General features: G+C 58.8%; 9 protein-coding genes and 3 pseudogenes. 5 read left to right on the top strand and 7 right to left on the bottom strand.

Annotated elements, in window-relative coordinates:
• Positions 1 to 31: 31 nt before the first annotated feature.
• Entirely contained in the window at positions 32 to 1,765 is a 1,734-nt protein-coding gene (locus BG60_RS29415; protein WP_008345155.1) for an IlvD/Edd family dehydratase, read from the bottom strand.
• Between the two features lie 131 nt (positions 1,766 to 1,896).
• On the bottom strand, positions 1,897 to 2,862 hold the full coding sequence (locus tag BG60_RS29410; protein ID WP_008345153.1) for a LysR family transcriptional regulator: 966 nt from the start codon (positions 2,860 to 2,862) through the stop codon (positions 1,897 to 1,899).
• Between the two features lie 143 nt (positions 2,863 to 3,005).
• Between BG60_RS29410 and BG60_RS29405 the strand changes: the two genes are divergently transcribed.
• The 5 genes and pseudogenes from BG60_RS29405 to BG60_RS39715 all read left to right on the top strand — a co-directional run.
• On the top strand, positions 3,006 to 4,355 hold the full coding sequence (locus tag BG60_RS29405) for an aldehyde dehydrogenase family protein (protein ID WP_008345151.1): 1,350 nt from the start codon (positions 3,006 to 3,008) through the stop codon (positions 4,353 to 4,355).
• Positions 4,356 to 4,437: 82 nt separating this feature from the next.
• Positions 4,438 to 5,501 (top strand): annotated as a pseudogene (gene chvE, locus BG60_RS29400) (multiple monosaccharide ABC transporter substrate-binding protein).
• A gap of 118 nt (positions 5,502 to 5,619) precedes the next feature.
• Positions 5,620 to 7,149 (top strand): multiple monosaccharide ABC transporter ATP-binding protein, encoded by a 1,530-nt coding sequence (gene mmsA / locus BG60_RS29395; RefSeq protein WP_008345148.1) that lies wholly within the window; start codon positions 5,620 to 5,622, stop codon positions 7,147 to 7,149.
• Position 7,150: 1 nt separating this feature from the next.
• Positions 7,151 to 8,362, top strand: coding sequence for a multiple monosaccharide ABC transporter permease (gene mmsB / locus BG60_RS29390; RefSeq protein ID WP_008345146.1), 1,212 nt, complete (start codon positions 7,151 to 7,153; stop codon positions 8,360 to 8,362).
• 98 nt (positions 8,363 to 8,460) lie between these two features.
• A pseudogene (locus tag BG60_RS39715) lies at positions 8,461 to 8,774 on the top strand (RNA polymerase sigma factor); the annotation flags it as partial.
• A 30-nt stretch (positions 8,775 to 8,804) separates the two neighbouring features.
• Here the strand turns inward: BG60_RS39715 and BG60_RS29380 are convergent.
• From BG60_RS29380 to BG60_RS29360, 5 genes and pseudogenes are all read right to left on the bottom strand, one after another.
• Positions 8,805 to 9,775 (bottom strand): annotated as a pseudogene (locus BG60_RS29380) (IS30 family transposase); the annotation flags it as partial.
• 271 nt (positions 9,776 to 10,046) lie between these two features.
• Positions 10,047 to 10,820 carry an HD domain-containing protein gene (locus BG60_RS29375; RefSeq protein ID WP_008345138.1) on the bottom strand — a complete coding sequence of 258 codons (774 nt, stop codon included), beginning with the start codon at positions 10,818 to 10,820 and terminating at the stop codon, positions 10,047 to 10,049.
• A gap of 99 nt (positions 10,821 to 10,919) precedes the next feature.
• A complete protein-coding gene (locus tag BG60_RS37260) occupies positions 10,920 to 11,153 on the bottom strand; it encodes a hypothetical protein (RefSeq protein WP_326929448.1) in 234 nt (77 codons plus the stop codon).
• 234 nt (positions 11,154 to 11,387) lie between these two features.
• Positions 11,388 to 11,843: a carboxymuconolactone decarboxylase family protein gene (locus BG60_RS29365; protein WP_008345135.1), complete on the bottom strand. Its 456-nt coding sequence runs from the start codon at positions 11,841 to 11,843 to the stop codon at positions 11,388 to 11,390.
• 24 nt (positions 11,844 to 11,867) lie between these two features.
• A complete protein-coding gene (locus tag BG60_RS29360) occupies positions 11,868 to 12,284 on the bottom strand; it encodes a cupin domain-containing protein (protein WP_008345133.1) in 417 nt (138 codons plus the stop codon).
• Between the last annotated feature and the right edge of the window lie 34 nt (positions 12,285 to 12,318).

Below are 12,318 nucleotides of genomic sequence, written 5' to 3'. Positions count from 1 at the left end.
TTCGATTGTTGATTCGAAGAACGTAAGTGCGTTAATGCGAATGGCGCGGCACCGCCGCACCGCGGCAACCTACGAGGAAGTCGAGATCGCACCCTTTGTCGGCCTGCAAGACATGATCGACGTAGAGCCGCGCGTAACCCCCATCGCCATGCACACGCGGCGGCTGATGATCGCTCATGCGGCGCGCGAGTTCTTCGTCGCTGATGTCGAGATGCAGTGTGCCCGCGTCGCAATCGAGTTCGATCCAGTCGCCGTCGCGCACGGCGGCAAGCGGCCCGCCCGCCGCCGCTTCGGGCGCGACGTGCAGGACCACCGTGCCATACGCGGTGCCGCTCATGCGTGCGTCGGAGATGCGCACCATGTCCTTTACGCCCTGACGCAGCAGCTTCGGCGGCAAGCCCATGTTGCCCACTTCCGCCATGCCCGGATAACCCTTCGGGCCGCAATTCTTCAGCACGAGCACGGAGTCCTTGGTCACATCGAGCGATTCATCGACGATGCGCTCCTTGTAATGCTCCAGGTTCTCGAACACGACTGCGCGCCCGCGATGTTTCAGCAGTTCCGGACTCGCCGCCGAAGGTTTCAGCACCGCGCCGCGCGGCGAGAGATTGCCGCGCAGCACGCGGATGCCGCCATCGTCGATCAAAGGATTGTTGAGCGTGCGAATCACTTCGTCATTCGTGTTCGGCGCGGTCTTCACGTTCTCCCACAGCGTTTTGCCGTTGACGGTGAGCGCATCGGGATGCGGGAGGAGATTCGCTTCTCCAAGACGGCGCAACACGGCCGGCAAACCGCCCGCGTAATAGAACTCTTCCATCAGGAAACGGCCCGAGGGCATCAGATCGACGATGGTCGGCGTATCGCGCCCGATGCGCGTCCAGTCCTCCAGTTCCAATGGCACGCCGATGCGTCCCGCGATCGCCTTTAAATGAATCACCGCATTGGTCGAGCCCCCGATCGCGGCGTTCGTGCGTATCGCGTTTTCGAAGGCCTCGCGTGTGAGTATCTTCGAGAGCGTCAAGCCCTCGAGCGCCATTTCGACGATGCGAATGCCCGACATATGCGCGAGCACGTAACGGCGCGAATCGACGGCGGGAATCGCGGCGTTGTGCGGTAGCGACGTGCCGAGCGCTTCGGCCATGCACGCCATCGTCGATGCGGTGCCCATCGTGTTGCAGGTGCCAGCGGAACGCGACATGCCCGCTTCCGCCGACAGAAACTGATGCAGATCGATCTCGCCCGCCTTCAGCGATTCATGCAGTTGCCACACCGCCGTGCCCGAGCCGATGTTCTTGCCGTCGAGCTTGCCGTTCAGCATCGGGCCACCCGTGACGACGATCGCGGGCACGTCGCAGCTTGCCGCACCCATCAGCAGCGCGGGCGTGGTCTTGTCGCAGCCGGTGAGCAGCACGACGGCGTCGATGGGATTGCCGCGAATGGCTTCTTCGACGTCCATCGCGGCGAGATTGCGCGTAAGCATCGCCGTGGGGCGCAGATTCGATTCGCCATTGGAGAACACCGGAAACTCGACGGGAAAGCCGCCCGCTTCGTAGACGCCGCGCTTCACGTGCTCGGCAATCTTGCGGAAGTGTGCATTGCACGGCGTCAGTTCGGACCATGTATTGCAAATGCCGATGATCGGCCGGCCGTCGAATTCGTGATCGGGAATGCCCTGATTCTTCATCCAGCTTCGATACATGAAGCCATTCTTGTCGTTGGTGCCGAACCATTGAGAGGAACGGAGCGTGCGTTTTTTGTCAGACATGGATGTTCTCGAATATGAAGGCAAGATTCGCGGAGAAGATTAGCCGCGCCCGGACATATTGGTCCAATCACTTATTCGGCGATCCCAATACCAGGATCGATATACGGGAAAGCGCGCAGCTCGTCACTCGCTCAACGCTCACGCCGCACGCCATAGACTTCGGCGGCAGCATCGCGCAACGCATGCAACACAACCGACGCCGGCGGCGACAGCGCATGATCTTGTCGCGTGATGATCCCGAAGGCGTCCATCCCGTAAGACAAATTGATCGCGAGACGCCTCAAGGTTCCGAAGTGCTCATACTGCCGGGCGACTTCATCCGGCACGACGGCGAGCATGTCGCTTTGAAGCAGCAAGCTCGAGATCGCAAGAAAGTTATTGGTGTTCACGACGTTTTGCGGCGGATTCAGCCCAAGCTCGGCGAAAGCCATATCGATGCGATGACGCAGCACACTGCCAGGCGGATGCAAAACCCACTCCGCATTCACGATGTCGCGCATGGTCAGTTCCGCGGTGTCCTCCAGCGGATGTCCCGGCCGCACGACCACGCAAAGCGGCTCATCGGCGATCGGCGCGTACTGCACCGAATCTTTCAATTGCCCATGTTGTTCGTGCACGCGGCCGATCATGATGTCGAGCTGACCCTGCGCCACGAGCGGCAGCATCACATCCGATGTCTCCACCTGTAACCAGATCTGCAGCAGAGGGTACTGTTCCTTCACGCGGCCAATGGCGAGCGGCACCATCCTCGCCGCCGCGGCCGCGATCACGCCGATACGCACCTGCCCCACGAGCCCGACGCGCAGCGCGGCGATCTCTTCCTGGGCCTTGTTGAGATTCGACAGAACCATGCGCGCGTGGCGGATCATCACTTCGCCGTATAGCGTCGCGTGCATGCCGTGCGGCGTGCGATCGAAGAGCCGCACCTCCAGCACATCCTCGAGTTCCTTCAACAGTCGCGATGCGCCGGGCTGCGTCATGCCGAGCACATCGGCCGCGCGTCGCACGTTGCCCTCCTCTTCCATCGCGGCAAGCAACAACAACTGGCGCGTCTTGAGGCGCGCGCGCACAAACCAGTTCGAATATCCCTGTCTCAACGTTGCACTCCGATTTTGTTTTCCAACTTGCTTGACATACCCGCTTTGGTATCGATGCTGGCAAAAAAGTGATTGGAAAGGAATCGGGGGCTTCCTTAGAATCCGACCGTCGATCTATCCATGAGTCGGAAACGCGCCTCGACATGAAACGCGAATCGCATCTTCCTCGGGTGCTGAAGCACTATGTGAACGGCGGCTGGACAACCAGTGCGACCACGGGTGTTTCTGTCAATCCGTCGGATCTGGATGAGCCCGTTGGCGAATACGCGCGCGCCGACGCCCGAATGGTGGACGCTGCGGTCGATTCGGCGAGCGCTGCCTGGCGCGATTGGTCGCGGGCCAGCGCCGCCCGCCGTGCGCGCGCGCTCGATGCGATCGGCAGCGAATTGCATGCGCGTCGCGCGGAACTGGGTTGTCTGCTGGCGCGCGAACAGGGCAAGACCTTGCCCGACGCAATCGATGAAGTCATTCACGCCGGTCAGGTCTTTCGGGTTTTCGCTGAAGAAGCCGCGCATCAGCCGGGCGAACCGCTCGGCGTCGTCGCGGTCATCACGCCTTGGAGTTTTCCACTGGCGATCCCGGCCGCAAAAATCGCCGCTGCGCTCAGGGCGGGCAATTGCGTGGTGTTCAAGCCAGCCGAGCTTGTCTCAGGTTGTGCGTGGGCGCTGGCGGACATCATCGACCGTTCTGGCCTGCCAGCCGGGGTATTCAACCTCGTACTGGGCAGCGGGCGCGTTGCCGGGGCGCGTCTGGTGGCCAATGAGATGATTCGAGCGGTGAGTTTCAGCGGCTCGACAACGACCGGGACGAGCGTGTTGCGAGCCAGCGCCGCGCGTCAGATGGAGGTCCATCTGGACACGGGAGGACATAGCGCGCTGATCGTGTTGAACGATGCAAATCTGAGCACGGCCGTCGATGTGGCCATCCAGAGTGCGTACGGCCTGAACGGGCAGCGTCATGCGGCGGCGTCGAAGCTGATCGTCGAACAGGGTATTCAACATGCGTTCACCGATGCACTGCTCGCCCGGCTTTCCGCGCTTTGCATCGATCATGCGTTGAAAAAGGGAACCGATATCGGTCCCGTGTCCAACGACAGCCAATTGCAGCGCAATCTCGATGCATCCGCGATGGCGATAAAGGAAGGGGCGACGCTGATTCATGGCGGTCGCGCAATTGAGCGCGAGACGCGTGGGTATTTCATGGAGCCGACGTTGCTTCTCGGCGGGCCTGAGATGCAGATCGCTCGGGACGATATCTTCGGACCGGTCGCAGTTGTCCTGGCCGCCGATGACTACTACCACGCTCTGGATCTCGCGAATCAAACGGCATCGGGTCTTCCCGCTCCATGCACCGGGATCTGCACGACGTCGCTCAAACATGCGCGGCATTTCCGTCGCCACAGTCATGGCAACAGGGTAACGGTCAATCGGCCGACCACGGCGGCAATCGGGTCAGGCGCTGAATTCCGTCCCAGGTCAACTACGCTTCGCTAATCGCCACGCCTCCTTTGATGCAGCAGAGGCGGGCTCCCAAGCAGTCATGCATCAACTAAAACGTGAGACACCAGGAGACAACATGAAATCGCTAAAACTGATCACCGCTACCCTCGCGCTGGCTCTTTGCGCCACTGCACCCTATGCCAACGCCGAGGACAAGGGCGTCGTAGGCATCTCGATGCCCACCAAGTCGTCCTCTCGCTGGATCTCCGATGGTCAAAGCATGGTCGATGCTTTCAAAGCCAAAGGCTATCAGGCGGATCTCCAGTATGCGGAGGACGAAGTCCCGAACCAGATTGCCCAGATCGAGAACCTCATCACCAAGGGCGTGAAGATTCTCGTCGTCGCGCCGATCGACGGCACCACCCTCTCGAACACGCTGAGCAAGGTCAGGCGCGCGGCATCAAGGTGATCTCGTATGACCGCCTGATTCGCGGCACCAGGGACGTCGACTACTATGCGACGTTCGATAATTTCGGCGTCGGCGCGATGATGGCCGACTCGGTCGTCAAGTCGCTCGACCTGAATAACCGGAAGACGCCCGCCAACGCCGAAATCTTCGCGGGCTCGGCTGACGATAACAATGCGCACGTCGTCTACGACGGCATGCTGTCGGTCATCAAGCCGTATATGGACAACGGCAAGCTCGTCGTGCGCAGCAAACAGCTTGCATTCGACAAGGTCGCGACGTTCCGCTGGGACGGCGCCACCGCTCAGGCCCGCATGGACAATCTTCTTTCCGCGTATTACGGCAATGCGCATGTGGACGCCGTGCTGTCGCCATATGACGGCATCAGCGTCGGCATCATTTCGTCACTCAAGGGCGTCGGCTATGGCACAGCGCAACAGCCCATGCCCGTCATCACCGGACAGGATGCCGAAATTCCGAGCGTGAAAGCGATCATTCGCGGCGATCAGAAGACCACGGTTTTTAAGGACACGCGCGAACTGGCGAAAGCCACCGTCGAAATGGCTGACGCGGTGCTCAACAAGAAGACCGTCCCGGTGAATGACACGAAGACCTACAACAATGGCGTGAAGGTCGTTCCCACCTACCTGCTGAAACCCGTTCTGGTTGATAGCGGCAACTGGAAGACGACCCTCGTCGCGAGTGGCTATTACAAGGAAGCCCAACTGAAGTAAGACCCGGTGCGTTGTCATCGCACAGCCATGCGCGATACGAACGGGCTTCGAATGATTGGCCGGCAGGGCATCCGTCCGGATGCGCCTGTCGGCCTCCAACGCCACTGGTTAGAAGGATATGGATACGATTCTGGAAATGCGGGGCATTCAGAAGAGCTTTGGCGGCGTCAAAGCTTTGAACAACGTGAATCTATCGGTCCGCAAAGGCCAGATTCACGCGATTTGCGGAGAAAACGGCGCCGGCAAATCGACTCTCATGAAGATCCTGAGCGGGGTTTATCCGCATGGGACTTATGAGGGAAAAGTCGTCTATCGCGGAGAGGAACGCAAATTCGCCGGCATCCACGATAGCGAACTCGCGGGCATCATCATTATTCATCAGGAACTGGCGCTGGTTCCGATGCTCTCCATCACCGAGAACATTTTCCTCGGCAATGAACAGGCAAAGGGCGGCGTGATCGACTGGGAAACATCCTACGGGAGGACCCGGCAACTGCTCGCGAAAGTCGGTCTCAGCGATTCGCCAGATACCCGGGTTGTCGCGCTCGGCATCGGCAAACAGCAACTGGTCGAGATTGCGAAAGCATTGTCCAAGGAAGTCAAGCTCCTGATTCTCGACGAACCGACTGCGAGCCTCAATGAAAAGGACAGCAACACGCTGCTTACGCTTCTGATGGAGCTGCGCGAGCGAGGCGTGACCGCCATAATCATTTCGCACAAACTGAATGAAATCTCGCGGGTGGCCGACGCCATTACCGTCATTCGCGATGGCTCGACCGTCGACGAACTCGACTGCAAGGCGCAAGCGATCAGCGAAGACCGCATCATCAAGGCGATGGTCGGACGCGAGATGAACGACCGCTATCCGCCGCGAACGCCGCAGATCGGCGAGACGATGTTCGAGGTAAGCGATTGGACAGTGCGTCATCCGAGCCAGACGGACCGCATCGTCATCAAGGGCGTGAACTTCCATGCGAAACGCGGTGAAGTCGTCGGCATAGCGGGGCTGATGGGCTCCGGACGGACCGAACTCGCGATGAGCGTATTCGGCCGCTCTTACGGTAAGAGCGTTTCAGGCTCCGTCAGGTTGAACGGAAAAGAAGTCGACGTGTCCACCGTGCCGAAAGCAATAAAGCATGGTCTTGCGTACGTGACAGAGGACCGCAAGGGCGCGGGCCTGATCCTGGACGACAACATCAAGCAGAACATCTCGCTTGCCAATCTCAAAGCGATCTCCCGCTTTACCGTCGTCGACGAGCATAAGGAAAATGCGATCGCGTTGGATTACAAGGAAAAGCTGCGCATCCGATGCCACAACATCCGTCAGAAAGTGGGCAATCTCTCCGGCGGCAATCAGCAAAAAGTTGTGTTGAGCAAGTGGCTGCATTCGGCACCCGAGGTGCTCATCCTAGACGAGCCGACACGCGGAATCGATGTCGGGGCGAAGTACGAAATCTACACGATCATCAATCAGGCGGCCAGTGACGGCAAATGCGTCGTCATGATTTCTTCCGAGATGCCTGAATTGCTGGGCATGTGCGACCGAATTTACGTCATGAACGAGGGCTGCATCGTCGGCGAAATGCCGGGCGCCGAAGCGAGCCAGGAAAAAATCATGCGTGCCATCATGAGAAACGGAGCCAACTGAAATGCGCGAGACTCTTCCAACTTCCGTAACGCCTGAAACGAAGGGCCGAAATACGGAATACACCCAATCGCTCAAGCGCGGGCTGCGCGAATATGGCCTCGTCGTTTCGCTGGTCATCATCATGGGATTCTTCCAGGTGTCCACGAACGGCACCTTAATGCAGCCGCTGAACTTGACGAACCTGGTTCTTCAGAATAGCTATATCGTCATCATGGCACTCGGCATGTTGATGGTGATCGTAGCCGGTCAGATCGATCTGTCGGTGGGTTCGACATCGGGATTCATCGGCGCGCTCGCGGCGTTGCTGATGGTCCAGTGGAACTTCGATCCTGTTCTAGGGACGCTCATCTGCGTGGCCGCAGGCGCATTGATCGGCGCGGCGCAAGGCTATTTTGTCGCGTTCTGGCGGATGCCCTCGTTCATCGTGACCCTCGCGGGCATGCTCGTGTTCCGCGGACTCACCATCACCTTGCTGCAAGGCCAATCGATCGGTCCTTTCCCCGACGTGTTCGCCATTGTCAGTTCCGGCTTCATCCCCGATTTTTTCAACGGCCAGCACCTCCGGATCACTTCGCTTCTGCTCGGCCTTCTAGTTGGTCTCGCATTCTTCTACATCGAGTCGCGTCAACGGAGCAAGGCGGCGAAGCATGGGGTCGATAGCGGCTCGTTCGGAATGTTCATTGCCAAGAACGTGGTGCTGACCGCTTTCATCGTTTATTTCAGTTATCTGCTGGCGTCTTATCGAGGCATGCCCACGGTACTCATGATCATGGGTGTGCTCATCGGTGCTTACACCTTTGTGATGAACCGAACGACCATTGGCCGGCGCATCTATGCAGTTGGCGGCAATGTGAAGGCGGCGAAGCTCTCCGGCGTCAACACGGAGCGCATCTCATTCTATGCGTTCGTCAATATGGGCATTCTCGCGGCGCTCGCTGGCCTCATCTTCGCCGCCCGTCTTAACAGCGCGACACCGAAAGCCGGTACGGGGTTCGAGCTGGATGTCATTGCCGCATGCTTTATTGGCGGAGCGTCTGCATCGGGAGGCGTGGGAAAAGTGATGGGTGCGGTGATCGGCGCGTTCATCATGGGCGTGATGAACAATGGCATGTCGATCATGGGTATCGGCATCGATTATCAACAGGTGATCAAGGGATTGGTTCTGTTGGCGGCTGTCTTTATCGATGTCTATAACAAGAACAAGATTGGCTGACGAACTTCGTGCTTGCGCCGTGGCGCGCGAGACGGGACGCTACGCGTATTCATGCTGCATCCGACAATGAACGCGGTCCTGAACGTACGAGGAAGACGATGACGAATGCTGAAACCACCGACGACGAACTGGCATTGCGCGGCGCATCATTGCCAGCCGTCGTGCTGCGTTTGAACTGCTGATGTGGCGGCACAACCGCCGGCTCTATCGCATGGCTCGCGCAACCTTGCGCACCGATACCGGAGCGGAAGATGCGCAACAGGATGCGTATCTGCAAGCGTAACGGTCGATGAACCAGTTACGCGGCGATTCGCAATTGTTCACATGACTGTCACGGCTCGTGCTGAACGGATGCTTCGCGCGATTACGGCGCTCGGCGCGTCGTCACAACGTGACCCCGATCGTGGACACTCCCGATTACATCGACCATGCCGGCGCCATGCCATGGGTGTTTAGGATCGCAGAAATACACGTCGCCGTCGGTGGCAACGGTGAACCGCTTGTGTCCCGCCATCTCCGTGTCCCGATCCCGGGTGAGGGATTTATAGAGTTCCTGGGGAAACTTCCCCACGTGTTTGATGAGCGCCTTAGCCACCGTTTCACTGTCCTTGCTGTCAATCTTGACGAGCATGACATAGCGCGTGTGTCGCTCGACAAGCGTGGCAATTTGACTGTTACAGCTACCGCATAGGAGGTCGCCCTCAGTGCCCCGGAACCGCGCGGTCTTCATCAGTAGCGGGACGTTCGTTGATCGAAACCGCATCGCGGATACGGCCATGATTCTCAGTCTACTGCGTGTGATGACGTGATCGATGCATGGCACGAAGTGCGCCGCAGGTGCTCCAATAGCTCTCTCTTCAGCGCGCCGCGTGCCTCAATGAACAGCGTTCGATAGATCGTTTCGTGCGACACGTGGAGATCCTCGTTGCCCGGCCATGTTCGCTTTAGCCATCCGGCGACCTGCTGCGGTGACCACTGCAGTTGCTGCTTTATGGCCACGATCTTTGCCAGCGCTGGTTTCGTGCCCAATTTGCACACCTTCGGGCGCAACGCCCGCTGCCAGGCAAGCTGATCGGCGCAATCCGCCCGATAGCCTTTCTCGCCGCTGTTGCGCTTGATCTCCCGGCAGATCGCGGAAGGCGCTCGCGACAGGTGCCGTGCGATCGACTGGATCGAATGTTCTGCTGCGATACCTCTTGAGATTTCTTCGCGCTCAGCAAGCGTGAGCGACCGCTTCGATCGCTGTCGCGGTGGAGGCTGAATTCCTCCAGTTTGCGCCAAAATTTCCGCCACGGATGAATGATTGCGATCAAACAGCTGCGCAATGTGCTGCAGCGACTCGCCCGCACGCCAGCGCTCCCACATCAGCGCTTTCTGGCTCTCGCTGTAATAGTTCCGGCGTCTCTGTTTCATCGCGACACTCCCGCCGCTTAAGCAGAGTTCATTGTGTTGCATCGACCGGTTGAATCCGCCCCAGGATGTGGTCGATTCGTATCTGGCGGCTCAAAGTGTCGTTTCGGGTCGCCTAGGGAAGTTGGGCGACCAGTCCGTTCCGGGTTCGGCCAGCTGTTAGACGGTTAACGATACGCGGCAATTGACGCATCAACGGCCGGTTTGCTTCAGACATCCGACACCTGTCCGGCTTTCTTTGTGCGGCCGACTACCGCAACCGCGAGTTCGACGATCATCTTCTTGTGGCCCACGGGGAGTTGCGCATGAGAGCGCTGAAGTCTCGACGGACGAAGTGAGGATCTTCATAGGCCATTACATCCGCCAAACCGGTTCCCTGGGTGGTTTCGGGGCGATGCTTAAGGCTGTCATAGAGAGCACGCATGAATGCTTCAGCGAAGCCAGGCGGGTGAGGATAGGCCGTCTCGACGGCGTCTCGCTGGTCGGAGCTGAAACCGTCATAGCCGGCGCCCACCAGGTCCATGTTGGCTCCCTGAGCAACGAGTGCGGCCAGCGGCGATACCTGCGCAGGGATACCGTTCGTTGTATGTAGTGCAATGGCAAGCCAAACTTGCTCGATGAGGGCTTCTGAAATGCCGTGGCTTCGCAGGAATTCCCGCGCGGCGTTGGCACCGTCGACTTCGTATCGCATATGGCTCTGGGAATACCCCTCCGTCAAGCCGAAATCATGAAACATTGCCGCGACGTACAGGAGTTGCGGGTCGTAAGGTATGCCGCTTCGTCGCGCTGCTAAGGCAGCCCAGTAATAGACCCGTGTTGAATGCTGGAAAAGAAAGTCTCCCTCGGAATCGCGGATGTATCGCGCTGCGTCGCGTGTCAACTTGCTGTCGGGGATCGCGACGTCCGAAAGCCTGCCCGCCGCTTCGGGGACTGGAAGGTCCGGCGCAGGGGCCCGGTCAGCGGCGCGCACTTCAGCTGCTCGAACGATCGATAAGATGGAAATAAGAAGCACGGCGCAAGCCGTGCGTAAAAAGCTACTGATTTTCATGATCCAGGTCCTTCTCAAGAGCAGATAGATTCACACGGCATTCCCGTCGGTTGAGTGATAGCTACAACATCTGCCCCCACGGTTGTCACACGATGCCAACTAAGACGGCGCGGACGATGGTCGACCTGCAACTACACGCTTCATTCCCTCGTTGAACGCATCGATGAGTTGCTCCTCGAGGTCTTCTCCGCGAGGGTGAGCGTTGACCACCTGTAAGCGCTGCTCTTCGGTGAATTCATCGTAGGCAAAGCCGAGGACGTCCAAAGCGACGCCTGCCGTCACCAGCTGAACCACAGGCTTTTTTTTATTGCGAAATACCGGGGTTGTGTGCAACGCTAAGGTGTCCCTTACCAGATCGATTTCGTCTTCGGGAACGCGGTGATTGTGAAGGAAGCGTCGAGCGGCGTTCGCACCTTGATGCCTGCGATGATCGTCATGCTGATGACTCCAAGGATACTTACTCCGCCGTCGAATTCGCTAGCGGAGAAGCGCATCAAAAACTGCGTTTGAAAAAAGCTCGGTGTGCCGAATCCGAGGCGCTTTTTTGCTGTGTAAGACGTGTGGCGGTTACTCTTCCCGGACAGCCTGGGGCGTGTTTCGGAAGCTGATTGCCATACGGTTATAGGTATTCATGAGGCTGATCGCGATGGTCAGGTCAACGAGTTCGCGCTCGTTGAACGCGGTACGGGCAGCTTCGTACGACTCGTCCGGGACACCGGTCTGCGCCACCAGCGTGACCGTTTCCGCCCATGCGAGTGCTGCGCGCTCGCGGTTGTCGAACAGATGGCCCGCTTCCCTCCAAGCCTGCACGAGCGCCAGCTTTTCGATCTTCACGCCTTTCTGGAGGAGATCGCGCGTATGCATGTCGAGGCAATAGGCGCAGTTGTTGATCTGCGACACGCGCAGGTAGACGAGGTCCACGAGAACCGGCGACAGGTCGCTCTGCATGACGTAGCCGTAGACGCCGCCAAGAGCTTTGACGCCCGCGGGCGCAATCTTTGTGTAATCGAGACGCTTGCTCATAATGTGACTCTTTGATGAGGTGGTCTACTTAATAGGGATAGTCAGGGCTTGGTCTTTGCTGTCCGCGATAAAGACGGCGAGCAACTTTGCAGGATTTGTTGTGCTCGCATTGCGGCTTATACGGTGAACTGCGCCTGGCTCTTCGAAGAAGCTCTCGCCAGCGTGATAGACGCGCTTCTGACCGTCATCTACCTGCGACTCGACCTCGCCCGACACGACATAGGCATAGATGAAAGCTGAGCCCGCATGCCTGTGGACGGATGACGCCGCCCCCGGCGGGTAATCAACGACGACAGCGGTCAACGACTTCCCCAGAACGTTGGGAATGGCGTGCTGAAAGTTCGGTGTGACCGTTTCGGTCCCCCCGTGCGCCGACGCCGGCACGGCGATGGCGAAGGCGATGGCTGCGCCGGTAGCTCTCGCGATAGATTGGATGGTCATAATGTCTGCTCCTTTGTGTTGCTCCATTGTCATG

This window comes from Caballeronia zhejiangensis, assembly GCF_000698575.1.
GTDB lineage: Bacteria > Pseudomonadota > Gammaproteobacteria > Burkholderiales > Burkholderiaceae > Caballeronia > Caballeronia zhejiangensis.
Note: the sequence above shows the minus strand (reverse complement) of the source record. Positions and strands in the feature narration are given on the sequence as shown.

Bases quoted from the DNA above. Each gene is read 5' to 3' on its own strand.
- BG60_RS29415 (WP_008345155.1), bottom strand. From the start codon at position 1,765: ATGTCTGACAAAAAACGCACGCTCCGTTCCTCTCAATGGTTCGGCACC.
- BG60_RS29405 (WP_008345151.1), top strand. From the start codon at position 3,006: ATGAAACGCGAATCGCATCTTCCTCGGGTGCTGAAGCACTATGTGAAC.
- mmsA (WP_008345148.1), top strand. From the start codon at position 5,620: ATGGATACGATTCTGGAAATGCGGGGCATTCAGAAGAGCTTTGGCGGC.
- mmsB (WP_008345146.1), top strand. From the start codon at position 7,151: ATGCGCGAGACTCTTCCAACTTCCGTAACGCCTGAAACGAAGGGCCGA.
- BG60_RS29375 (WP_008345138.1), bottom strand. From the start codon at position 10,820: ATGAAAATCAGTAGCTTTTTACGCACGGCTTGCGCCGTGCTTCTTATT.
- BG60_RS29365 (WP_008345135.1), bottom strand. From the start codon at position 11,843: ATGAGCAAGCGTCTCGATTACACAAAGATTGCGCCCGCGGGCGTCAAA.
- BG60_RS29360 (WP_008345133.1), bottom strand. From the start codon at position 12,284: ATGACCATCCAATCTATCGCGAGAGCTACCGGCGCAGCCATCGCCTTC.